23 protein-coding genes and 4 pseudogenes are annotated in these 24,684 nt (G+C 40.1%); 20 read left to right on the top strand and 7 right to left on the bottom strand.

Annotation, left to right across the window (positions count from 1 at the left end; translation table 11 throughout):
* Positions 1 to 51 precede the first annotated feature (51 nt).
* The gene (locus tag HT722_RS06315) at positions 52 to 672 is read right to left on the bottom strand and encodes a CadD family cadmium resistance transporter (RefSeq protein WP_173278120.1); all 621 of its coding nucleotides are present in this window, start codon (positions 670 to 672) and stop codon (positions 52 to 54) included.
* A 753-nt stretch (positions 673 to 1,425) separates the two neighbouring features.
* On the bottom strand, positions 1,426 to 1,695 hold the full coding sequence (gene rpsO, locus HT722_RS06310; RefSeq protein WP_001018251.1) for a 30S ribosomal protein S15: 270 nt from the start codon (positions 1,693 to 1,695) through the stop codon (positions 1,426 to 1,428).
* Between the two features lie 651 nt (positions 1,696 to 2,346).
* Between rpsO and HT722_RS10730 the strand changes: the two are divergent.
* Positions 2,347 to 2,555, top strand: a pseudogene (locus HT722_RS10730) (hypothetical protein).
* A gap of 40 nt (positions 2,556 to 2,595) precedes the next feature.
* Complete coding sequence (gene thrS, locus HT722_RS06305) at positions 2,596 to 4,539, top strand: threonine--tRNA ligase (protein WP_000608345.1); 1,944 nt, start codon at positions 2,596 to 2,598, stop codon at positions 4,537 to 4,539.
* A 45-nt stretch (positions 4,540 to 4,584) separates the two neighbouring features.
* On the opposite strand, the gene HT722_RS06300 is transcribed toward thrS, so the two are convergent.
* Positions 4,585 to 5,559, bottom strand: coding sequence for a sensor histidine kinase (locus HT722_RS06300; RefSeq protein WP_173234644.1), 975 nt, complete (start codon positions 5,557 to 5,559; stop codon positions 4,585 to 4,587).
* Positions 5,552 to 6,229: a response regulator transcription factor gene (locus HT722_RS06295; protein WP_000548993.1), complete on the bottom strand. Its 678-nt coding sequence runs from the start codon at positions 6,227 to 6,229 to the stop codon at positions 5,552 to 5,554. The genes HT722_RS06300 and HT722_RS06295 overlap by 8 nt, the downstream gene beginning before the upstream one ends.
* Positions 6,230 to 6,384: 155 nt before the next feature.
* Between HT722_RS06295 and HT722_RS06290 the strand changes: the two genes are divergently transcribed.
* Positions 6,385 to 7,458 carry a DUF2974 domain-containing protein gene (locus HT722_RS06290; protein WP_173278118.1) on the top strand — a complete coding sequence of 358 codons (1,074 nt, stop codon included), beginning with the start codon at positions 6,385 to 6,387 and terminating at the stop codon, positions 7,456 to 7,458.
* A gap of 170 nt (positions 7,459 to 7,628) precedes the next feature.
* On the opposite strand, the gene HT722_RS06285 is transcribed toward HT722_RS06290, so the two are convergent.
* Together HT722_RS06285 and HT722_RS06280 are read right to left on the bottom strand one after the other, a co-directional pair.
* A complete protein-coding gene (locus tag HT722_RS06285; protein WP_001166796.1) occupies positions 7,629 to 8,066 on the bottom strand; it encodes an Rrf2 family transcriptional regulator in 438 nt (145 codons plus the stop codon).
* 75 nt (positions 8,067 to 8,141) lie between these two features.
* A complete protein-coding gene (locus tag HT722_RS06280) occupies positions 8,142 to 8,984 on the bottom strand; it encodes a metallophosphoesterase family protein (protein WP_164226489.1) in 843 nt (280 codons plus the stop codon).
* Positions 8,985 to 9,095: 111 nt separating this feature from the next.
* Here HT722_RS06280 and HT722_RS06275 point away from each other — a divergent pair, with 111 nt between their 5' ends.
* The 9 genes from HT722_RS06275 to erm(B) all read left to right on the top strand — a co-directional run bounded on the left by HT722_RS06275 (position 9,096) and on the right by erm(B) (position 14,828).
* Positions 9,096 to 9,746 carry a metal-dependent transcriptional regulator gene (locus HT722_RS06275; protein WP_054384446.1) on the top strand — a complete coding sequence of 217 codons (651 nt, stop codon included), beginning with the start codon at positions 9,096 to 9,098 and terminating at the stop codon, positions 9,744 to 9,746.
* 402 nt (positions 9,747 to 10,148) lie between these two features.
* Complete coding sequence (locus tag HT722_RS06270; protein ID WP_000420682.1) at positions 10,149 to 10,463, top strand: YdcP family protein; 315 nt, start codon at positions 10,149 to 10,151, stop codon at positions 10,461 to 10,463.
* Between the two features lie 15 nt (positions 10,464 to 10,478).
* A complete protein-coding gene (locus HT722_RS06265) occupies positions 10,479 to 10,865 on the top strand; it encodes a YdcP family protein (protein WP_000985015.1) in 387 nt (128 codons plus the stop codon).
* A gap of 28 nt (positions 10,866 to 10,893) precedes the next feature.
* Positions 10,894 to 12,279, top strand: a complete 1,386-nt coding sequence (locus HT722_RS06260; protein WP_000813488.1) for an FtsK/SpoIIIE domain-containing protein — start codon at positions 10,894 to 10,896, stop codon at positions 12,277 to 12,279.
* Positions 12,280 to 12,281: 2 nt separating this feature from the next.
* The gene (locus HT722_RS06255; protein WP_000879507.1) at positions 12,282 to 12,434 is read left to right on the top strand and encodes a hypothetical protein; all 153 of its coding nucleotides are present in this window, start codon (positions 12,282 to 12,284) and stop codon (positions 12,432 to 12,434) included.
* 22 nt (positions 12,435 to 12,456) lie between these two features.
* A complete protein-coding gene (gene mobT / locus HT722_RS06250; RefSeq protein ID WP_000398285.1) occupies positions 12,457 to 13,677 on the top strand; it encodes a MobT family relaxase in 1,221 nt (406 codons plus the stop codon).
* Entirely contained in the window at positions 13,667 to 13,834 is a 168-nt protein-coding gene (locus HT722_RS06245) for an MLS leader peptide (protein ID WP_000502600.1), read from the top strand. Before mobT ends, HT722_RS06245 begins: the two co-directional genes overlap by 11 nt.
* Before the next feature lie 48 nt (positions 13,835 to 13,882).
* Complete coding sequence (locus tag HT722_RS06240; protein ID WP_001814874.1) at positions 13,883 to 13,966, top strand: 23S rRNA methyltransferase attenuation leader peptide; 84 nt, start codon at positions 13,883 to 13,885, stop codon at positions 13,964 to 13,966.
* 124 nt (positions 13,967 to 14,090) lie between these two features.
* Entirely contained in the window at positions 14,091 to 14,828 is a 738-nt protein-coding gene (gene erm(B), locus HT722_RS06235; protein WP_001038795.1) for a 23S rRNA (adenine(2058)-N(6))-methyltransferase Erm(B), read from the top strand.
* A 256-nt stretch (positions 14,829 to 15,084) separates the two neighbouring features.
* On the opposite strand, the gene HT722_RS06230 is transcribed toward erm(B), so the two are convergent.
* The gene (locus HT722_RS06230; RefSeq protein WP_000019067.1) at positions 15,085 to 16,332 is read right to left on the bottom strand and encodes an ISL3 family transposase; all 1,248 of its coding nucleotides are present in this window, start codon (positions 16,330 to 16,332) and stop codon (positions 15,085 to 15,087) included.
* Positions 16,333 to 16,511: 179 nt separating this feature from the next.
* Here HT722_RS06230 and HT722_RS06225 point away from each other — a divergent pair, with 179 nt between their 5' ends.
* The 8 genes and pseudogenes from HT722_RS06225 to HT722_RS06185 all read left to right on the top strand — a co-directional run.
* Positions 16,512 to 16,733: a hypothetical protein gene (locus tag HT722_RS06225; protein WP_001009056.1), complete on the top strand. Its 222-nt coding sequence runs from the start codon at positions 16,512 to 16,514 to the stop codon at positions 16,731 to 16,733.
* Positions 16,734 to 16,849: 116 nt separating this feature from the next.
* A complete protein-coding gene (locus HT722_RS06220; protein ID WP_000342539.1) occupies positions 16,850 to 17,347 on the top strand; it encodes an antirestriction protein ArdA in 498 nt (165 codons plus the stop codon).
* A gap of 88 nt (positions 17,348 to 17,435) precedes the next feature.
* A pseudogene (locus tag HT722_RS06215) lies at positions 17,436 to 17,827 on the top strand (conjugal transfer protein).
* Positions 17,811 to 20,258: pseudogene (locus HT722_RS06205) on the top strand (ATP-binding protein). Before HT722_RS06215 ends, HT722_RS06205 begins: the two co-directional pseudogenes overlap by 17 nt.
* Before the next feature lie 2 nt (positions 20,259 to 20,260).
* A complete protein-coding gene (locus HT722_RS06200) occupies positions 20,261 to 22,438 on the top strand; it encodes a hypothetical protein (RefSeq protein ID WP_050199214.1) in 2,178 nt (725 codons plus the stop codon).
* The gene (locus HT722_RS06195) at positions 22,435 to 23,436 is read left to right on the top strand and encodes a bifunctional lysozyme/C40 family peptidase (protein WP_000769868.1); all 1,002 of its coding nucleotides are present in this window, start codon (positions 22,435 to 22,437) and stop codon (positions 23,434 to 23,436) included. The genes HT722_RS06200 and HT722_RS06195 overlap by 4 nt, the downstream gene beginning before the upstream one ends.
* Entirely contained in the window at positions 23,433 to 24,368 is a 936-nt protein-coding gene (locus tag HT722_RS06190; RefSeq protein WP_001224320.1) for a conjugal transfer protein, read from the top strand. Before HT722_RS06195 ends, HT722_RS06190 begins: the two co-directional genes overlap by 4 nt.
* Positions 24,369 to 24,612: 244 nt before the next feature.
* Positions 24,613 to 24,684: pseudogene (locus HT722_RS06185) on the top strand (tetracycline resistance determinant leader peptide); the annotation flags it as partial.

Genomic DNA, 24,684 nt, shown 5'->3' with positions numbered 1-24,684 from the left:
ATCAGAGAGCTGATTTGAGCCCGGGCTAAAATCCTAGTGAAACAAAAAAATCTACACGGTCAGCAAAGTCTCTATCGTGCCATTTTCATACATGATGTATAGTCCAAGTAGAATGAATACTAAGGGCACAATGATTCGCTCGTATTTTTCAATTGTCTCGAATATTAAGGGAATAGAGGATAACACCCGACTAATCTCGCATAAGATAATTATGCCGATTACAAACACAAGCAAGGCCACGAGGGTCTGTGACCAATCTAATGAAGCAAAATAAGGTATATAGATACCTAAATTATCTCCGCCAGACGCAATTGTTAGCAATGTAACTGTCCAAAACAGTTGATTTGCCTTGCTTTGTTCTAATCTTTCAATAATTTCTTCCTCTTCTTCCTCTTCTTCCTCACCTTCTCCAACAATTGCAAAGCGAATCCCTAAATAGATAGGGATTAAACCAAGCAATCCAACCATCCATTCTTCAGGCACGAAATTAACGACATAAGCAGCAACTAAACTCGCCCCTACAAGTAAGCCTGTGCCTAGATATTGCCCCGCATAAATATGCCATTTTTGTTTATTCTGTGATAGCTGTGCAAATAAAATAAATAAAATAATTAAATAATCGATACTGGTGGAAATATAAACACCAATAGCAGATATGATTGTCTGTCCCATAAAAAACCCTCCTGTATTAGTCAGTAATAAATCAGCAGATTTTAGGCGAGCACAGACACATTAATTTAGCTATCGCTAGTGGGTAATTTCGAACATAGGAAAGCATTTTACTCCTCCTCAAAACGTAGTTACAAAGTAATTTCTAACTGGAATTAGGTGACTACTTCTATGTAAAGTATAACATACTATACTTTACTTCGTAAAGTGTGGGCTCTCCGAGTAGATACGCACCTTTATGGTGTCATTAGCTGATACCATTTGAGGTTTTTGTAGTCTCCAAAATTGTGACCGATAAAACCTCAATAAAAGAGCCCTCTGAAAATCAGAGAGCTGATTTGAGATTGGGATAAAATCCTAGTGAAAAAGATGAAACTCCTTGTGTTCATCGAACACTGTGTCATTTCCCTATTTTCATACGGATTTCTTACGCCCTTAGCATCATAATTCTTGCTGGATAAACCGTTTATAGACTAGGCGGTAAGCCGAAGATTGTACGAAATTTTTAGTGAAACAAAAAAATCTCCCCGAAGGGAGATCATTCTGGTTTATTTTACCTTACAGTGCTAGGAACCGTAACCGAAGATTATACTTGAGTATATCGAGGTAAGGTGACAACGTAAAAAGCCCTCTGAAAATCAGAGAGCTCCAGTCTTGCTGGATAAATCGTTTATAGACTAGGCGACGAGGCGAAGGTTGTACTAATGGTACATCGAGCCGAAGCCAACGAAGTATAGAAACGGTTTAGACGCAAGATTAGCGACGAAGTCCTAGAGAGTTGATTAACTCACGGTAACGGTTAACGTCGTTTTTACGCAAGTATGCAAGCAAGTTACGACGGCGACCGATTTTTTTCATCAATCCACGGTAAGTAGCGTGGTCTTTTTTGTGTTGTTTGATGTGTTCGTTAAGGTGGTTGATTTCCCAAGTAAGGACAGCAACTTGAACCTCTACTGAACCTGTATCACCTTCGTGACGTGCATATTGTGCGATGATTTCATTTTTTTTCTCTTTTGAGATTGCCATGATGTTTCTCCTTTTTATTTGGCTTCATCCGAGTGACAGGTTGGCATGCCTGTAACCAAGAAGAAGTTATTTGTCTTTACGACATTCACTATTCTACCAATAACTAACTTCTTTGTCAACAGATTTACTTTCTTGTTTTAAATATGCTATAATAATCATAGCAAGAAATCTAAGTTATCTGTTTTTTAAAACGAGGTGATTATCATGCGTAGATTCTATTCCCATCTCCCCTACTATCTGGTCATATTTTTCTTTTATTGGCCACTTTATCAGTTGTTATCACTAATTATTTCTGACCCCCTTTTGCTCAAGAGTCTCTACGTAAATAATATTCTCTTCTTTACACCTCTGGTAATCTTGATTATATCGCTACTCTATAGCTACCGTTTCCGTTTCTCTCTTTGATGGTTACTGGGGAACGGACTGCTCTATTGTTTTACCATCATTACTTTCAGAGAATTTATCCTTCCCTACTTCCTAGCCTATGAAACCTTGGCTCTGGTGGGCATGACTTCCGGTATTGGCATCAAGCATATTCTACAAAAGTGAAAAACAAAAAACTTTCACAAAATCCTTGAAAAATCTCACAATCATGCTATAATAATCCATAGAGACAAGTCACTTAGTCCCTTTCTACTAGAGAGTGCGTGGTTGCTGGAAACGCATAGGAGGCCTAAACTGATACTACTCTTGAGTTTTTTATGAAAACATAAAACGGTGGCCACGTTAGAGCCAATCAGAGGTGTCCCTCTTTTTTGAGGAACATAAATGAAGGTGGAACCACGTTGCGACGTCCTTTCGAGGATGTCGCTTTTTGTTTTTCTATCTTTCACAATCCTCTGTCCCTGTTTTCAGAATAGGGTTAACACATTCGTCAATAATATAAGTAAGGAGAACATCATGATTAACATTACTTTCCCAGATGGCGCTGTTCGTGAATTCGAATCTGGCGTTACAACTTTTGAAATTGCCCAATCTATCAGCAATTCTCTAGCTAAAAAGGCCTTGGCTGGTAAATTCAACGGCAAGCTCATCGACACTACTCGTGCTATCACTGAAGATGGAAGCATCGAAATCGTGACACCTGATCACGAAGATGCTCTTCCAATCTTGCGTCACTCAGCAGCTCACTTGTTCGCCCAAGCAGCTCGTCGCCTTTTCCCAGACATTCACTTGGGAGTTGGTCCAGCCATCGAAGACGGTTTCTACTACGATACTGACAATACTGCTGGTCAAATCTCTAACGAAGACCTTCCTCGTATCGAAGAAGAAATGCAAAAAATCGTCAAAGAAAACTTCCCATCAATCCGTGAAGAAGTTACGAAAGACGAGGCTCGTGAAATATTCAAGAATGACCCTTACAAGTTGGAATTGATTGAAGAACACTCAGAAGACGAGGGTGGTTTGACTATCTACCGTCAAGGCGAATATGTAGACCTCTGCCGTGGACCTCACGTTCCATCAACAGGCCGTATCCAAATCTTCCACCTTCTCCATGTAGCAGGTGCTTACTGGCGTGGAAATAGTGACAACGCTATGATGCAACGTATCTATGGTACAGCTTGGTTTGACAAGAAAGACTTGAAAAACTACCTCCAAATGCGTGAAGAAGCTAAGGAACGTGACCACCGTAAACTTGGTAAAGAGCTTGACCTCTTTATGATTTCACAAGAAGTGGGACAAGGTTTGCCATTCTGGTTGCCAAATGGTGCGACTATTCGTCGTGAATTGGAACGCTATATCGTTGACAAGGAGTTGGCTTCAGGCTACCAACACGTCTATACTCCACCACTTGCTTCTGTTGAACTTTACAAGACTTCTGGTCACTGGGATCATTACCAAGAAGACATGTTCCCAACTATGGATATGGGTGACGGGGAAGAATTTGTCCTTCGTCCAATGAACTGCCCACACCACATTCAAGTCTTCAAACACCATGTTCACTCATACCGTGAGTTGCCAATCCGTATCGCTGAAATCGGTATGATGCACCGTTATGAAAAATCTGGTGCCCTCACAGGTCTTCAACGTGTACGTGAAATGTCTCTTAACGACGGTCACCTCTTTGTGACTCCAGAACAAATCCAAGAAGAATTCCAGCGTGCCCTTCAGTTGATTATCGATGTTTATGAAGATTTCAACTTGACTGAATACCGCTTCCGACTCTCTCTTCGTGACCCTCAAGATACTCATAAGTACTTTGATAACGATGAGATGTGGGAAAATGCCCAAACTATGCTTCGTGCAGCTCTTGATGAAATGGGTGTGGACTACTTTGAAGCCGAAGGTGAAGCAGCCTTCTACGGACCAAAATTGGATATCCAGGTTAAGACCGCTCTTGGTAAGGAAGAAACACTTTCAACTATCCAACTTGACTTCTTGCTTCCAGAACGCTTCGACCTTAAATACATCGGAGCTGATGGCGAAGAGCACCGTCCAGTCATGATCCACCGTGGTGTTATTTCAACTATGGAACGCTTCACAGCTATCTTAATTGAAAACTACAAGGGTGCCTTCCCAACATGGCTTGCACCACACCAAGTAACCCTCATCCCAGTATCTAACGAAAAACACGTGGACTATGCTTGGGAAGTGGCCAAGAAACTCCGTGACCGTGGTGTTCGTGCAGACGTAGATGAGCGCAATGAAAAAATGCAGTTCAAGATCCGTGCTTCACAAACCAGCAAGATTCCTTACCAATTGATCGTTGGGGACAAGGAAATGGAAGACGGAACAGTCAACGTTCGTCGCTACGGCCAAAAAGAAACACAAACTGTCTCAGTAGATGATTTTGTTCAAGCTATCCTAGCTGATATCGCCAACAAATCACGCGTTGAGAAATAAGAGCCTAGCATAAAAGCCTCCGATTGGAGGCTTTTTCGTCTATTTTTACTCAATAACGAGCTTCACTTCAGCGAATTTGATCCGCACTATCGTTCCTTCTCCGACCTCAGACTCGATGCGAATCTGGTGACCTAGTTCTTCAGAAATTTTCTTAGATAGGTAGAGGCCAAGTCCAGATGACTGCTGGGTTAGGCGTCCATTGTAGCCTGAAAAGCCACGTTCAAAGACTCGGAGGACATCACTGTTTTTTATCCCGATTCCCGTATCCTTGATACAAAGCTCTTGCCCATCCATATAAATCTCCAGACCACCTTCCTTGGTGTACTTGAGACTATTTGAGATGATTTGTTCAATAACGACTAGCAACCACTTTTTATCCGTCACGATTTCTTTATCAAGATCATGTAGATTGACATTTAAGCCTTTTTGAATAAAGAAAAGAGCATATTTACGAAGTGTTTCCTTGACCAAGTCCTCGATTTGAACCTGCTTTAAGACCAAATCATCATGGAAACTTTCTAAACGCAGGTACTGTAAAACTAGATTGGTATAGGAATCAATCTTGAAAATTTCCTGTTCTAATTGCTGCTTCAGTTGGCGATCGACCACTTCTGCAACTAAGAGTTGACTGGCTGCAATGGGGGTCTTAATCTGATGGACCCACAAGGTATAGTAATCCAGCAAATCAGTCAGTTTTCTTTCTGAATCTGACCTCTGCTGATAGAGTTCCATCTCACGCGCTTCTAATTTTTCAGCCAAAACTCTTTCCAATGGAGATTTGGCTTCCCTCTCTCCATAGAGAAGTTCCTGACGATAAACCTGCATTTCCACCAATATGTCCCAAGTGAAAAATAAGATGGTTACAAAGCAACACAAGAGGAAAAAGTAGAGAAAGTAAGTTCCTAAACTTGCAAATAAAAACTGAAAGAGCAAAACCAGAAACGTCAAAGAAAGCAGATAAACCAAAAGACGACTACGGGAACGCAAATAGGCTAGAAAAAATGGTTTCCAATCAAGCATGCTTTAATCCGTACCCTATTCCTTTCTTGGTCTCGATAAATCCTACCAAGCCCTGCTCTTCCAACTTTTTACGCAAACGAGCCACATTGACAGAGAGGGTATTATCATCAATGAAAAAGTCACTGTTCCAAAGTTCCCGCATCAGGTCGTCACGCGCTACAATATTGCCCGCATGCTCAAACAACACGCGTAAAATCTGGAATTCGTTCTTGGTCAAATTCAAGACTTGCCCTTGATAATGTACATCCATGGATTTGGTATTGAGAATCACACCGGCGTATTCCAGTAAACTCTCGTCACGCCCAAACTCATAGGAACGACGCAACAAGCCCTGAACCTTAGCTAAAAGAACCTGCTGGTCAAAAGGCTTGGTCACAAAGTCATCCGCCCCCATATTGATTGCCATGACAATATCCATAGCCTGGTCTCTCGAAGACAGAAACATGATGGGGACCTTGGAAATCTTGCGAATCTCCTGACACCAGTGATAACCATTAAACAAGGGCAAGCCAATATCCATGAGGACCAGATGAGGCTCCGACTGAACAAATAGACTCAAAACTTCCATAAAGTCTTCTACCAGAACCACTTCAAATCCCCATTCAGAGAGCATTTTCCCGACCTGTTGCCGAATAACCTGATCATCTTCTACTAATAAAATCTTGTGCATCTGATTCTCCTTTGCTATTATTATAACAGATTTTTCCATGCTTGAAGGCCTGAAACTGAATTTGAAATAGCTTGTTTTTAGCCAACAAAGTAAGACAATCCTACTAGCTAATTTGAGGGAAATTTGATAAGATAAATAAAAAGAAAGGAGCTCTTATGACCAATATTTTTGACTATCTGAAAGATGTCGCATACGATTCCTTTTACGACCTAGCTTTGAATGAATTAGATGTTTTAGCCTTAACAGAAACAACCTCCCTCTCCTTTGATAATCTGGTCTCCACAAATCCTCAGCGACTTTTAGACCTAGCACCTCAGGTTCCAAGGGAGCCTAACATGTTGATCAGTAAAAATCGCCTCCAGCTATTAGATGAACTAGCCCAACACAAGCGCTTCAAAAATTGCAAACTCTCCCATTTTATCAATGACATTGACCCTGAATTGCAAAAGCAATTTGCAGCTATGACCTACCGTCTCACTCTCGACACCTATCTGATTGTCTTTCGTGGGACTGATGACAGTATCATTGGCTGGAAGGAAGATTTCCACCTGACCTATATGAAGGAAATTCCTGCTCAAAAGCACGCCATTCGCTATTTAAAGAACTTTTTTGCCCAACATCCTAAGCAAAAGGTCATTCTGGCTGGGCATTCCAAGGGAGGAAATCTAGCCATCTATGCTGCTAGTCAAATTGAGCAAAGCTTGCAAAATCAAATCACAGCAGTTTATACCTTTGATGCGCCTGGTCTCCACAAAGAATTGACACAAACCGAGGGCTATCAAAGGATAATGGATAGAACCAAGGTCTTTATTCCACAAGGTTCCATTATCGGTATGATGTTGGAAATCCCTGCCCACCAAATCATCGTTCACAGTACTGCCTTGGGTGGTATTGCCCAGCACGATACCTTTAGTTGGCAAATTGAGGACAAACACTTCGTTCAACTAGATAAGACTAATAGTGATAGTCAACAAGTCGACACAACCTTCAAGGAGTGGGTGGCCACAGTCCCTGATGAAGAACTCCAGCTCTACTTCGACCTCTTCTTTGGCACCATTCTAGATGCTGGGATTAGATCCATCAATGACCTGTCTTCCTTCAAGGCTATCGAACACATTCGTCATCTCTTCGTCCAAGCTCAATCCCTCACTCCAAAAAAAAGAGAAACCATGGGACGCCTCACCCAGTTATTGATTGATACCCGTTACCAAGCCTGGAAAAATAGATAAAAAGCTTATGAAAAGGTAATACTCTTCGAAAATCTCTTCAAACCACGTCAGCTTTATCTGCAACCTCAAAGCTGTGCTTTGAGCAACCTGCGGCTAGCTTCCTAGTTTGCTTTTTGATTTTCATTGAGTATAAAAACCTTTTCATAAGCTTTTTTGTTTTAAAGAAAAAATCACTCCTTCATCTGACTCTCTGCATCAGCCACGACTTGCTCTAAACTGGTCTGACCAAGTTCAGCCTCCATAGCCAGCTGAATTCTCTCCAATTTTTGATCCAAAACATCATGAATATGAGCTCCAACTGGGCAATTTGGATTTGGATTGTCATGGAAACTAAAGAGTTGACCGGTCTTACCAAGACACTCAACCGCTTGATAAACATCTAAAAGACTAATGTCCTTGAGATCCTTGACAATCTCTGTTCCGCCCGTTCCACGCGCTACTGAAATCAGCTCTGCCTTCTTCAACTGGGACAAGGTTTTTCTGATAATGACAGGATTGACCCCGACACTAGCAGCCAGAAAATCACTGGTCACCTTGCTTTCCTTCCCCTTGAGGGCAATGATTATCAGCATATGAGTCGCAATGGTAAATCTACTTGGAATTTGCATCCTCTTCTCCTTTTTATGAGGCTAGCCTGCCTCTACTCTTCTTTTTCTATTATTATACCCTTTTCAGTTGTAATGTCAATCGTTACCACTTTTCAACCAAGCATCTAATTCCCTATCATAACCCTCTTTCTGGGCCAATTCTCTCAAAAATTCCTGATGATGAGTATGGTGGATACCATTGACCAGACTTTCATAATAAACCTCAAAATAGGGAAGTTTGAGGTCTTTAGCCAACTGCAATTCAGCTGCCACATCGTAGTCTACCCGTCGGAAGTCCATATCTACCAAGCCCTTGTCATCAAACTCCAAAATCATATACTGGGCCCGCAAGTCCTTCCGTAGCTGAGCGTCTAAAAAGAAAGGTTGCCCAATCGAACCAGGATTGACAATCAATTGTCCACCAGTCCCGTAACGAAGCAACTGCTGGTGAATATGACCATAAACAGCAATATCGCAAGGCGGATTGGTCACCAAGCGATCAAAATCCTCTTGCGCTCCAGTATGAATCAACTCTCGTCCCCAATTCTTATCAGGAAGATGGTGGCTAATTCCTACCGTCAAATCCCCAAACTGACGATGGATCTGGAGTGGTTGATTATGGAGCAGTTCAATTTCTTCTAGGGAAATCTCCTCTAGAACATACTGGCACTGGCGCAAGAGATAGCGTTGGCTGGGACGAGTACTATCCAATTCCTTACGGATACCATGCCACAGACTATCTTCCCAATTTCCCAAAACTCTAGCTGTAATCGGTAGTTGAGCCAACAAGTCCAAAATCCTTCTACGCCCTGTCCCTGGCATGAGAATATCTCCCAAAAGCCAGTATTCATCCACTCCTCGCTGCCGAGCATCTGCCAAAACAGCCTCCAAGGCGGTGGTATTTCCATGAATATCTGAAAGAAGAGCTATTTTCGTCATATCCATCTCCTCGTTTTTTCTCTTGCAATAAGTATAACATAAAAAGTCACAGCTAGAGAAATCTAGCTTTTTTTGATATACTAGATAAAGATATTAGACAAGAGGAAGCGAATGACCCCGAATAAAGAAGACTATCTAAAATGTATTTATGAAATTAGCATAGATTTGCATAAGATTACCAACAAGGAAATTGCTGCCCGCATGCAAGTCTCTCCCCCTGCCGTAACTGAAATGATTAAACGGATGAAGAGCGAAAATCTCATCCTCAAGGACAAGGAATGTGGCTATCTACTGACTGACCTCGGCCTCAAATTGGTCTCTGAGCTCTATCGTAAACACCGCTTGATTGAAGTTTTTCTGGTTCATCATTTAAACTATACGAGTGACCAGATTCACGAGGAAGCTGAGGTATTGGAACATACTGTCTCTGACCTCTTCGTGGAAAGACTGGATAAATTGCTTGGATTTCCCAAGACCTGCCCTCACGGAGGAACCATTCCTGCCAAGGGAGAACTCCTAGTTGAAATCAATAACCTCCCACTAGCTGACATCAAGGAAGCTGGCTCCTACCGCCTGACTCGGGTGCATGATAGTTTTGACATTCTCCATTATCTGGACAAGCACTCACTTCACATCGGTGATCAGCTCCAAGTCAAGCAGTTTGATGGCTTCAGCAACACCTTCACTATCCTTAGTAAAGACGAGGACTTACAAGTAAGTATGGACATTGCAAAACAACTCTATGTCGAGAAAATCAACTAATTTCTCCAATCCCCTACCAACCCTGAAAGTTTGATTTTCAGGGTTTTCTTATCTATTTTTTATATCAAAAATAGCATAAAAATCTAGTTATCCGCATAAAAACTGGACTTATCACACTTTATCAAGGTCAAAACCACTCAATTTACTACTAATTTACTACTTATGAATGAGCTTTGATACGACGATTTATCCTTGAAAAGTGAAGATATAAAGATACTTCCAATAAAATTTGAATATTTAATAGGTAGACACTTCAAAAAATGAGGTGTCTATTTTTTTACCCGATTTTGAAAGGAAGTGAACTTATGAAAACAAAAAATCAAGAATCAAAAGGTCGTTCCCCACTCTTTAAGACCATCAAACATTCATTCAGCCAATAAAAAAGAAAGGATAGGTAAAAATATGGAACTTAAATTTGTGATTCCCAACATGGAAAAAACATTCGGCAATTTAGAATTTGCTGGCGAGGATAAAGTCGTTCAGCGAAGAATCAACGGACGGCTAACTGTCTTATCAAGAAGCTATAATCTCTATTCTGATGTTCAAAGAGCAGATGATATTGTGGTGGTGCTTCCTGCTGAAGCTGGCGAAAAACATTTCGGCTTTGAGGAACGTGTGAAGTTAGTCAATCCACGTATTACCGCAGAGGGCTACAAAATCGGCACTCGTGGTTTTACAAATTACCTTTTACATGCTGACGACATGATAAAAGAATAAAGAAAGAGAGGAAAAATGATGAGATTAGCAAATGGCATTGTATTAGATAAAGACACGACTTTTGGAGAATTGAAATTCTCTGCTCTACGTCGTGAAGTGAGAATCCAAAATGAAGACGGGTCGGTTTCAGATGAAATCAAGGAACGTACCTATGACTTAAAATCCAAAGGACAAGGACGCATGATTCAAGTAAGTATTCCTGCCAGCGTGCCTTTGAAAGAGTTTGATTATAACGCACGGGTGGAACTTATCAATCCCATTGCGGACACCGTTGCTACTGCCACCTATCAAGGAGCAGATGTTGACTGGTATATCAAGGCAGACGATATTGTGCTGACAAAGGATTCTAGTTCATTCAAAGCTCAACCACAAGCAAAGAAAGAACCGACACAAGACAAATAGTCGCTAGGTAGAAAGGAGACTTTTTCGCATGAAACAGCGTGGTAAAAGGATTCGCCCATCTGGTAAAGATTTAGTCTTTCATTTTACGATAGCGTCACTCCTGCCTGTTTTCCTGCTGGTTGTCGGACTGTTTCATGTGAAGACAATCCAGCAGATCAACTGGCAGGATTTTAACCTATCACAAGCAGATAAGATTGACATTCCCTATTTAATTATCAGTTTCAGTGTCGCAATTCTTATCTGCTTGCTGGTAGCGTTTGTATTCAAACGGGTTCGCTATGATACGGTTAAACAACTTTACCACCGTCAAAAACTGGCAAAGATGATACTTGAAAACAAGTGGTATGAATCTGAACAGGTCAAAACAGAGGGTTTCTTTAAAGATAGTGCTGGTCGTACAAAGGAAAAGATAACCTACTTCCCTAAAATGTATTATCGACTTAAAAATGGCTTGATACAGATACGGGTGGAAATCACGCTGGGAAAATATCAAGACCAACTCTTACACTTGGAAAAGAAATTAGAGAGTGGCTTGTACTGTGAGCTGACGGATAAAGAGTTAAAGGATTCCTATGTGGAATATACTTTGCTCTATGACACCATAGCCAGTCGTATTTCTATTGATGAAGTAGAAGCTAAAGATGGTAAACTTCGCTTAATGAAAAACGTATGGTGGGAATATGATAAGCTCCCTCATATGTTGATTGCTGGTGGTACAGGTGGCGGTAAAACTTACTTTATACTGACACTGATTGAAGCCTTGCTTCATACAGATTCAAAACTGTATATTCTTGACCCGAAAAATGCTGACCTTGCGGACTTAGGTTCTGTGATGGCAAATGTCTACTATAGAAAAGAAGACTTGCTTTCTTGCATTGAAACATTCTATGAAGAAATGATGAAACGTAGTGAGGAAATGAAGCAGATGAAGAACTATAAGACTGGCAAAAATTATGCTTACTTAGGTCTCCCGGCACACTTCTTAATCTTTGATGAATACGTCGCTTTCATGGAAATGCTGGGAACAAAAGAAAACACCGCAGTTATGAATAAGCTGAAACAGATTGTCATGTTAGGTCGTCAAGCTGGCTTCTTTCTAATACTGGCTTGTCAACGTCCAGACGCAAAATATTTAGGCGACGGAATCCGTGATCAGTTTAATTTCAGAGTGGCTTTAGGTCGTATGTCTGAAATGGGCTATGGCATGATGTTTGGCAGTGACGTACAAAAGGATTTCTTCTTAAAGCGAATCAAAGGTCGTGGCTATGTTGATGTAGGAACAAGTGTCATATCAGAGTTTTATACTCCCCTTGTACCAAAAGGATATGATTTCTTGGAGGAAATTAAAAAGTTATCCAACAGCAGACAGTCCACGCAGGCGACGTGCGAAGCGGAAGTCGCAGGTGTGGACTGATCTTGCTGGCTGGTGTGGCAATAGCCACGCCAGCACTTAACCCCCCGTATCTAACAGGGGGGTACAAATCGACAGGAAACAGTCAAAAAAACATTAGAAAATCCTTTGGTTACAAGGGATTTACAAAATTTCAGCGTATGTCAAATGGGCTTTAAAAGTTGACATACGCCTTTTTGATTGGAGGGATTTTTACTGAATGAACAAACTTGGTTACAGCATTTAAAAGAAAAACGCTTGGCTTATGGACTATCTCAAAACCGTTTAGCTGTTGCGACTGGTATTACAAGGCAGTATCTAAGCGATATTGAAACAGGAAAAGTCAAGCCATCAGAGGATTTACAGCAGTCCCTTTGGGAAGCTCTGGAACGCTTCAATCCCGACGCTCCCCTTGAAATGCTGTTTGATTATGTAAGGATTCGCTTTCCGACAACAGACGTACAGCAGGTGGTCGAAAACATCTTACAACTGAAACTGTCCTATTTTCTTCATGAGGACTATGGTTTCTATTCTTATTCAGAGCATTATGCTTTAGGCGACATATTCGTCCTTTGCTCCCATGAACTGGACAAAGGAGTTCTGGTGGAATTGAAAGGTCGTGGGTGCAGACAATTTGAAAGCTATCTTCTGGCACAACAAAGAAGCTGGTATGAGTTCTTTATGGACGTTTTGGTGGCTGGCGGTGTGATGAAACGCCTTGACCTTGCCATTAACGATAAGACAGGGATTTTGAATATCCCTGTACTCACTGAAAAGTGCCAACAGGAAGAATGTATCTCCGTCTTCCGCAGTTTTAAAAGCTATCGCAGTGGCGAACTGGTACGCAAAGAGGAAAAGGAATGTATGGGAAACACCCTCTATATCGGTTCATTACAAAGTGAAGTTTATTTCTGTATCTATGAAAAGGACTACGAGCAGTACAAGAAAAATGATATTCCCATTGAAGACGCAGAAGTAAAAAACCGTTTTGAGATTCGATTGAAAAATGAGCGTGCCTATTATGCAGTCCGTGATTTACTCGTCTATGACAATCCAGAGCATACCGCCTTTAAAATTATCAATCGGTATATCCGTTTTGTAGATAAAGACGATTCCAAACCTCGTTCTGATTGGAAACTGAATGAAGAATGGGCTTGGTTTATTGGGAACAATCGTGAACGATTAAAACTAACCACAAAACCAGAGCCTTACTCCTTCCAAAGGACGCTGAACTGGCTATCTCATCAAGTTGCCCCGACCTTAAAGGTTGCGATTAAACTTGATGAAATCAACCAGACGCAGGTTGTAAAAGACATTCTCGACCATGCGAAACTGACAGACCGACACAAGCAGATTTTGAAGCAACAGTCAGTAAAAGAACAGGACGTGATAACAACAAAAAAAGGATATAATGGGAGATAAGACGGTTCGTGTTCGTGCTGACTTGCACCATATCATAAAAATCGAAACAGCAAAGAATGGCGGAAACGTAAAAGAAGTTATGGAAATAAGACTTAGAAGCAAACTTAAGAGTGTGTTGATAGTGCATTATCTTAAAATTTTGTATAATAGGAATTGAAGTTAAATTAGATGCTAAAAATTTGTAATTAAGAAGGAGGGATTCGTCATGTTGGTATTCCAAATGCGTAATGTAGATAAAACATCTACTGTTTTGAAACAGACTAAAAACAGTGATTACGCAGATAAATAAATACGTTAGATTAATTCCTACCAGTGACTAATCTTATGACTTTTTAAACAGATAACTAAAATTACAAACAAATCGTTTAACTTCTGTATTTGTTTATAGATGTAATCACTTCAGGAGAGATTACATGAACAAAAATATAAAATATTCTCAAAACTTTTTAACGAGTGAAAAAGTACTCAACCAAATAATAAAACAATTGAATTTAAAAGAAACCGATACCGTTTACGAAATTGGAACAGGTAAAGGGCATTTAACGACGAAACTGGCTAAAATAAGTAAACAGGTAACGTCTATTGAATTAGACAGTCATCTATTCAACTTATCGTCAGAAAAATTAAAACTGAATACTCGTGTCACTTTAATTCACCAAGATATTCTACAGTTTCAATTCCCTAACAAACAGAGGTATAAAATTGTTGGGAATATTCCTTACCATTTAAGCACACAAATTATTAAAAAAGTGGTTTTTGAAAGCCGTGCGTCTGACATCTATCTGATTGTTGAAGAAGGATTCTACAAGCGTACCTTGGATATTCACCGAACACTAGGGTTGCTCTTGCACACTCAAGTCTCGATTCAGCAATTGCTTAAGCTGCCAGCGGAATGCTTTCATCCTAAACCAAAAGTAAACAGTGTCTTAATAAAACTTACCCGCCATACCACAGATGTTCCAGATAAATATTGGAAGCTATATACGTACTTTGTTTCAAAATGGGTCAATCGAGAATATCGTCAACTGTTTACTAAAAATCAGTTTCATCAAGCAATGAAACACGCCAAAGTAAACAATTTAAGTACCATTACTTATGAGCAAGTATTGTCTATTTTTAATAGTTATCTATTATTTAACGGGAGGAAATAATTCTATGAGTCGCTTTTTTAAATTTGGAAAGTTACACGTTACTAAAGGGAATGGAGATAAATTATTAGATATACTACTGACAGCTTCCAAGAAGCTAAAGAGGTCCCTAGCGCCTACGGGGAATTTGTATCGATAAGGGGTACAAATTCCCACTAAGCGCTCGGGACCCCTTGTAGGAAAATGTCCTAAGTGGGATATCTGTCAACTGGTATGGTTGACTAAAAATACTTCCTACGAAAATGTAGGGGGTATTTTTTTACGAAAAAATACAATCGATTCTTAAAAAGAAAAATTTTTGATTGGCAAAACCATAACAAGTTCGTTTTAGGGTTTTGATTTTGCGATTGATGCCTTCTAAAGGACCATTAGAGTATTCAAATTTAGCGCTATTTAAGACATATTTTCTGTTTTGACGAAGGGTTTGAATAGCAGTATCCATTTCTGTATTGGTTTTTTGGTAGTCTAAGATGGTTGACTCTAGTAATTCACTATTGCGCTCGTTTAGGGCTTTCGTGATATCTTGGTAAGTTTGGTATACTTCAGCGAACTTGGAAAATTTACTAGTAATGAGATCAACAGCATTTTGGCGAGTCATATATTGTTTAACGCCGCGAAGAAAAACTACTTCTTCAGGGTGAAGATCTTCAGCTTTTTTATGGAATAGCTTCCAATGTGACTTCATAATTTTATATTCTTGGCTCTGTTTATCAAGTTGCTTTAGGATAGAGATACGACAATTGTCCAAAGCGCGACCAGCTAATTGTACAAGGTGGAAGCGATCAATAATGATATTGGCATTAGGGAAAAGGCGATAGATAAAACTTTGATATTGAGCATTTAAATCAATTACAACTGATTGAACGCATTCGCGTTCGGCTTTTGAATAACGACTTTCAAAATAATCAACAATGGTAGGTGATAGACGATCCTGTAACTTTGTGACAATTTGGTGGGTTTCAGCGTCACAACAGATAAAGGACATCACAGACTTAATTGAACGAAACTCGTCAAAACATAGATGCTTAGGCAACTTAGCCACACGATAGTGTGGTTCCATGCGCTCTAAGATTGTTCGACGAACACTGCTAGGAGAGCAGTGACACATTTCAGCAATAAGCTGACCAGATAAGCCTTTACGAGCTAAAAGCATGATTTGATTTTTGAGATCACTGGATAAGGTTTGATTTTCTTTGGTTAAATTAGTAATAGCACCAAAAGTAGTATGGCATGATTTACATTTATAGCGTTGTTTACGAAGCTCTAGTTCATATCTTCTCCCATTTAAACTTGCCAGTCGTACATGAGTTTTGCGAAAGCCATCCTTATTAACTGTGGGAAAGCCACAGTTACGACAACGATTAATCGGATAAGAAAGAGTAGCTGTTATTAGCGTTATATACTCTTTAACAGAATCGTTGTTGTGTTCAGCTTCTTCAACAGAAATAATTTTAATATTTTTATCTTTAATTCCAAGAATATTTAGGATAGAATCATTATGGGACATTTGTTTAACCTTCTTTCATGATTTTTGTGGTGAATTGATTGTATAACGAGGGGACAGCAAATGTCCTCTTTTTTGTATAAAAAAATCTGGCATGGAATCTCTATCCATACCAGAAAGTGTATACCCCAAAAAAATAACTCAAATACAAATTCATTGAATATAGAGAGGAGAACATTTTTATGAATTTTGGACAAAACCTTTATAACTGGTTTCTATCAAACGCTCAATCACTGGTGCTTTTAGCAATCGTTGTGATTGGCTTGTATCTTGGCTTCAAGCGTGAGTTTAGCAAACTGATTGGCTTTTTAATTATTGCGATTATTGCGGTTGGCTTAGTCTTCAACGCTGCTGGAGTAAAAGACATTTTACTAGAGCTATTCAATCGCATTATTGGTGCTTAAATAAAACCGTTCTTTTGTGGAATATAAGTGGTTTTCTTATGTTCCGCAAAGGAATGGTACACCAAACGAAGTGCGGTAGGGATTTTTGAATCTCTACAAAGAAAGGACGTGAATATATGGACGATATGCAAGTCTATATTGCGAATTTAGGCAAATACAATGAGGGCGAATTGGTCGGTGCGTGGTTTACCTTTCCCATTGACTTTGAGGAAGTCAAAGAGAAAATCGGCTTGAATGATGAATATGAGGAATACGCCATTCATGACTACGAGTTACCCTTTACGGTTGACGAATACACTTCCATTGGCGAACTCAATCGACTATGGGAAATGGTATCGGAATTACCCGAAGAATTACAATCGGAGCTATCTGCTCTGCTCACTCATTTTTCAAGCATTGAAGAACTAAGCGAACATCAAGAGGATATTATCATTCATTCCGATTGTGATGATATGTATGACGTGGCACGCTACTACATTGAAGAAACGGGTGCTTTAGGCGAAGTACCAGCTAGTCTTCAAAACTATATTGATTATCAAGCCTATGGTCGGGATTTAGACCTTTCAGGAACGTTTATCTCAACCAATCATGGGATTTTTGAAATCGTCTATTAAATCTGTCGGTACATTACTACTGGCAGATTTTCTATTTTACGGGGTGGCTCAATCAGCTACCCCTATTTTTTATGAAAGGATTGATTACATGAAGAAAATACGAAGCTATACCAGTATCTGGTCTGTGGAAAAGGTACTGTATTCTATCAATGATTTTAGACTTCCGTTTCCCATAACCTTTACGCAAATGACATGGTTTGTCGTGTCACTCTTTGCAGTGATGATACTTGGCAACTTGCCCCCTCTTTCCATGATAGAGGGAGCATTTCTCAAATACTTTGGGATTCCTGTGGCTTTCACATGGTTTATGTCTACAAAAACTTTTGATGGTAAAAAGCCTTATGGATTTTTGAAGTCTGTCATTGCTTATGCACTGCGACCAAAGCTGACCTATGCAGGAAAAAAGTAACGCTTGGCAGAAACCAGCCACAAGAAGCCATTACAGCAGTTAGGAGTGAATTTTATGGCATATCCAATTAAATACATTGAAAACAATCTCGTCTGGAATAAAGACGGGGAATGTTATGCTTACTATGAGCTTGTTCCTTACAATTACTCATTTCTAAGTCCAGAACAGAAAATACAAGTGCATGATTCTTTCAGACAGCTTATCGCACAAAATCGTGATGGCAAAATTCATGCTTTACAAATCAGTACAGAATCCAGCATACGTTCTGCACAAGAGCGTTCCAAAAATGAAGTCACTGGCAAGCTCAAAGCGGTTGCCTATGACAAAATCGACCAACAGACAGACGCTTTAATATCCATGATTGGCGAAAATTAAGTGAACTACCGTTTCTTTATCGGCTTTAAGTTGCTTCTCAACGATCAGGAGTTTTCTATGAAAAGTCTTACCGTTGAAGCAAAAAATGCTTTGTCTGATTTTGTCTATGATGTGAACCATAAGCTGATGGGCGATTTTGTTAGTATGAGTAATGATGAAATCCTGCGTTTTCAGAAGATGGAAAAGCTCTTAGAAAATAAAATCTCTCGTCGTTTCAAAATCCGCAGGTTAGATAAGGACGACTTCGGCTATCTGATTGAACACCTTTACGGACAGACAGGCACTGCCTATGAAGAGTATGAGTACCATCTATCAAAGAAAAAGCTGGATAATGAAACGCTGATTAAATACTATGACTTGATTAAGCCTACTCGCTGTTTGGTGGAAGAAAAACAGCGATATTTGAAAATCCAGCAGGAAGATGAAACCGTCTATGTAGCTTACTTTACCATTAACAGCATTGTCGGAGAACTGGACTTCCCGTCCTCTGAAATCTTCTACTACCAGCAACAGCAATTTACATTCCCGATTGATACGTCAATGAATGTGGAAATTGTAGCGAATCGTAAAGCCCTATCTACTGTCCGCAATAAAAAGAAAGAACTGAAAGACTTGGATAACCACGCTTGGCAAAGTGATAATGAAACCAGCTCCAATGTGGCGGAAGCTCTGGAAAGTGTGAATGAGCTGGAAACCAATTTAGACCAAAGCAAGGAATCTATGTACAAGCTGTCTTATGTGGTAAGGGTATCAGCAAATGATCTTGACGAACTCAAACGTCGTTGTAATGAAGTGAAAGATTTTTATGACGATTTAAGCGTAAAACTGGTACGACCATTTGGGGATATGCTCGGCTTACATGAAGAATTTTTACCTGCCAGCAAGCGTTATATGAATGATTATATTCAATACGTGACCTCTGATTTCCTCGCTGGTTTAGGTTTTGGTGCTACTCAAATGCTGGGGGAAAATGAGGGGATTTATGTTGGCTACAGCTTAGATACTGGACGCAATGTCTATCTGAAACCTGCTCTTGCCAGTCAAGGGGTTAAGGGTTCAGTAACCAATGCGTTAGCGTCGGCTTTTGTTGGTTCGCTGGGTGGTGGTAAATCCTTTGCGAATAACCTTATCGTCTATTATGCGGTGCTTTATGGGGCACAAGCAGTGATTGTAGACCCAAAAGCAGAACGTGGCAGATGGAAAGAAACCTTGCCAGAGATTTCCCATGAAATCAATATCGTCACTCTGACTTCTGATGAGAAAAACAAAGGCTTACTTGACCCTTATGTGATTATGAAAAATCCCAAAGATTCTGAATCACTGGCTATTGATATTCTGACATTCCTTACGGGGATTTCCTCTCGTGATGGGGAACGCTTCCCAATCCTTAGAAAAGCCATTCGTGCAGTAACCAATAGTGAAGTACGAGGGTTGATGAAAGTGATTGAGGAATTACGGGTTGAGAATACGCCACTAAGTACCAGTATAGCCGACCATATCGAAAGTTTTACAGACTATGACTTTGCACATTTATTATTCAGTAATGGTTATGTGGAGCAGTCTATCAGCTTAGAAAAACAACTGAACATTATACAGGTTGCGGACTTGGTACTTCCCGACAAGGAAACTTCCTTTGAGGAATATACCACTATGGAGCTTTTATCCGTTGCTATGCTGATTGTCATTAGTACCTTTGCTTTAGACTTTATCCATACAGACCGAAGCATTTTCAAGATTGTAGATTTAGACGAAGCATGGAGCTTTTTACAGGTAGCACAAGGAAAAACACTATCTATGAAGCTGGTTCGGGCTGGTCGTGCTATGAACGCTGGGGTATATTTCGTGACCCAAAATACAGACGACCTCTTAGATGAAAAACTGAAAAATAACCTCGGCTTAAAATTTGCATTTCGTTCCACTGACCTTAACGAGATTAAAAAGACCTTAGCCTTTTTTGGTGTAGACCCAGAGGACGAAAACAATCAGAAGCGATTGCGTGATTTGGAAAACGGGCAATGCCTTATCAGTGATTTATATGGTCGTGTCGGTGTGATACAGTTCCACCCTGTATTTGAAGAACTGCTCCATGCCTTTGATACCAGACCACCTGTGCGAAAAGAGGTGTAAATGTGAAACCATCAATAGTAAACAGAATAAAATCAAACTGGACGCTGAAACGTCTAGGTAAAGTGGCAATGACAGTGGCTTTCACACTTGTGATTGCCATTTTTCTTTTAGCCATGCTGGGAACGGTGGTTCAAGCTGCGGGCTTGGTAGATGATACGGTCAATGTGGCAAATGAATACAGCCGATACCCACTTGAAAACTATCAACTGGATTTTTATGTGGATAATAGCTGGGGCTGGCTTCCGTGGAACTGGTCGGACGGGATTGGAAAACAGGTCATGTATGGACTATATGCCATTACCAATTTTATTTGGACAATCAGTTTGTATGTTTCCAATGCGACAGGTTACTTAGTACAGGAAGCCTATTCCTTAGACTTCATTTCCGCTACAGCAGATTCCATTGGTAAGAATATGCAGACCTTAGCTGGTGTGAGTGCAAACGGATTTTCAACAGAGGGTTTCTATGTTGGATTCCTCTTACTCTTGATTTTGGTTCTTGGGGTTTATGTTGCCTATACGGGACTGATAAAGAGAGAAACCACAAAGGCAATTCATGCCATTATGAATTTTGTGCTGGTGTTTATCCTATCGGCTTCCTTTATTGCCTACGCTCCCGACTACATTAAAAAAATCAATGACTTTTCATCAGACATCAGTAATGCCAGTTTATCACTTGGCACGAAGATTGTCATGCCCCATTCCGATAGTCAAGGCAAGGACAGCGTGGACTTAATCAGAGATAGCCTGTTTTCCATACAGGTTCAGCAACCGTGGCTACTGCTTCAATACAACAGTTCAGACATTGAAAGTATCGGTATTGACCGTGTGGAAAGCCTGCTCTCCACCAGCCCAGATTCCAACAATGGCGAAGACAGAGAAAAAATTGTTGCGGAAGAAATTGAAGACAGAAGCAATACCAATCTAACCATTACAAAGACCATTAACCGTTTAGGTACAGTCTTCTTCCTATTTGTCTTCAATATTGGGATTTCCATATTTGTATTCCTATTAACAGGAATCATGATTTTCTCGCAGGTACTTTTTATCATCTATGCTATGTTTCTGCCTGTGAGCTTTATTTTAAGCATGATTCCATCATTTGATGGTATGTCAAAACGAGCCATAACAAAGCTCTTTAATACCATTTTGACACGAGCTGGAATCACATTGATTATTACGACAGCATTTAGTATTTCAACCATGCTCTATACCTTATCGGCTGGTTATCCGTTCTTTTTGATTGCTTTTCTACAGATTGTGACCTTTGCAGGAATCTACTTCAAGCTGGGCGATTTAATGAGTATGTTTTCTCTACAGAGTAACGATTCTCAAAGTGTGGGAAGTCGTGTGATGAGAAAACCTCGTATGCTTATGCACGCTCACATGCACCGTCTACAGCGGAAACTTGGACGTTCCATGACTACTCTAGGGGCTGGGTCTGCCATTGTTACAGGTAAAAAAGGACAGTCGGGTTCGGGGAGTTCTGCAAGGACACAAGCAGATCACTCCCGACCAGACGGAAAGGAAAAATCAACACTTGGAAAACGTATCGGTCAAACCATCGGTACAGTAGCTGATACCAAAGACAGAATGGTAGACACTGCTAGTGGTTTGAAAGAACAGGTTAAAGATTTGCCGACCAATGCAAGATATGCAGTATATCAAGGAAAATCCAAAGTAAAAGAGAATGTCCGTGATTTAACCAGTAGTATTTCTCAAACCAAAGCGGACAGAGCCAGTGGACGCAAGGAACAGCAGGAACAAAGGCGAAAAACCATTGCGAAGCGTCGCTCTGAAATGGAACAGGTCAAACAGAAAAAACAGCCTGCTTCTTCTGTTCATGAAAGACCGACTACAAGACAAGAACAATATCATGATGAACAGACCTCAAAACAGTCTAATATTCAGACTTCATATAAGGAATCTCAACAAGCCAAACAAGAGCGTCCAGCAGTTAAGTCCGATTTTTCAAGTCCAAAAGTGGAACGCCAAGGCAATACCGTTCAAGAAAAAATCGTTCAAAAGCCAGCAACTTCAACCACTACAGCAGATAGAACTTCACAACGTCCAATCACAAAAGAACGTCCGTCTACTGTTCAAAGAGTACCACTACAAAATACAAGAAGTAGACCACCAATCAAAACCGCCACCATTAAGAAAGTCGGTAAGAAACCATGAAGTTGAAAACTTTAGTGATTGGTGGTTCTGGATTATTCTTGATGGTCTTCTCACTGCTTCTGTTTGTTGCCATTTTATTTTCAGATGAACAGGACAGCGGAATTTCCAATATTCATTATGGAGGTGTGAATGTTTCCGCAGAAGTGCTGGCTCATAAGCCTATGGTAGAAAAATATGCCAAAGAATATGGCGTTGAAGAATATGTCAACATACTTCTTGCGATTATACAGGTGGAATCGGGCGGTACTGCGGAAGATGTTATGCAGTCCTCGGAATCCCTCGGTCTTCCACCTAATTCATTGAGTACAGAAGAATCCATTAAGCAAGGTGTGAAGTATTTCAGTGAATTATTAGCCAGTAGCGAAAGGCTCAGTGTAGATTTAGAATCGGTTATCCAGTCCTACAATTATGGTGGTGGTTTCTTAGGGTATGTGGCTAATCGTGGAAATAAATATACCTTTGAACTGGCTCAAAGTTTCTCAAAAGAGTATTCAGGTGGCGAAAAAGTGTCTTACCCCAATCCCATAGCCATACCTATCAATGGGGGCTGGCGATACAACTATGGCAATATGTTTTATGTGCAACTGGTAACGCAGTATCTTGTCACAACAGAGTTTGATGATGATACGGTACAAGCCATCATGGACGAAGCACTGAAATATGAGGGCTGGCGATACGTTTACGGTGGAGCTTCCCCGACTACTTCTTTTGATTGTAGCGGACTGACACAATGGACGTATGGAAAAGCTGGAATTAACTTACCACGAACCGCACAACAGCAATATGATGTGACCCAGCATATCCCACTATCGGAAGCACAAGCTGGCGATTTGGTTTTCTTTCATTCTACCTATAACGCTGGCTCTTATATTACTCATGTTGGGATATACCTTGGCAATAACCGTATGTTTCATGCAGGCGACCCAATCGGTTATGCCGACTTAACAAGCCCCTACTGGCAACAGCATTTAGTGGGAGCAGGACGAATCAAACAATGAGAAAGGAAGATTTAATGATGAAATTTAGAAAAAATCAGAATAAAGAAAAACAGATACCAAAGGAAAAGAAACCTCGTGTCTACTATAAGGTCAATCCTCATAAAAAGGTTGTGATTGCCTTGTGGGTACTTTTAGGGCTTAGTTTCAGCTTTGCGATATTCAAGCACTTTACAGCTATAGATACTCATACTATTCACGAAACAACTATCATAGAAAAGGAATACGTTGATACTCATCATGTAGAAAATTTTGTAGAGAACTTTGCGAAAGTCTACTATTCATGGGAGCAATCCGATAAGTCCATTGATAATCGAATGGAAAGTCTAAAAGGCTATCTGACAGATGAACTTCAAGCTCTCAATGTTGATACAGTACGCAAAGATATTCCTGTATCGTCTTCTGTAAGAGGATTTCAGATATGGACGGTAGAGCCAACTGGCGACAATGAGTTTAATGTAACCTACAGTGTAGACCAGCTCATTACAGAGGGAGAAAATACAAAGACCGTCCACTCTGCTTATATAGTGAGTGTCTATGTAGATGGTTCTGGAAATATGGTACTGGTTAAGAATCCGACCATTACCAACATACCTAAGAAATCAAGTTATAAACCAAAAGCCATTGAAAGTGAGGGGACGGTTGATTCCATTACAACCAATGAAATCAATGAGTTTTTAACGACGTTCTTCAAGCTCTATCCTACAGCGACAGCCAGTGAACTTTCCTACTATGTGAATGACGGGATATTAAAACCAATCGGAAAAGAGTACATCTTTCAAGAACTGGTAAATCCTATTCACAATCGTAAGGATAATCAAGTCACGGTATCGCTGACAGTGGAGTATATCGACCAGCAGACCAAAGCAACGCAGGTATCTCAATTTGATTTGGTACTTGAAAAGAACGGGAGTAATTGGAAGATTATAGAATAACAAATATTGGTACATTATTACAGCTATTTTGTAATCACGTACTCTCTTTGATAAAAAATTGGAGATTCCTTGACAAATATGCTCTTACGTGCTATTATTTAAGTATCTATTTAAAAGGAGTTAATAAATATGCGGCAAGGTATTCTTAAATAAACTGTCAATTTGATAGTGGGAACAAATAATTGGATGTCCTTTTTTAGGAGGGCTTAGTTTTTTGTACCCAGTTTAAGAATACCTTTATCATGTGATTCTAAAGTATCCGGAGAATATCTGTATGCTTTGTATGCCTATGGTTATGCATAAAAATCCCAGTGAT

Source organism: Streptococcus sp. 53 (assembly GCF_013276565.1).
GTDB lineage: Bacteria > Bacillota > Bacilli > Lactobacillales > Streptococcaceae > Streptococcus.
This window is presented reverse-complemented; position numbering and strand designations above follow the sequence as displayed.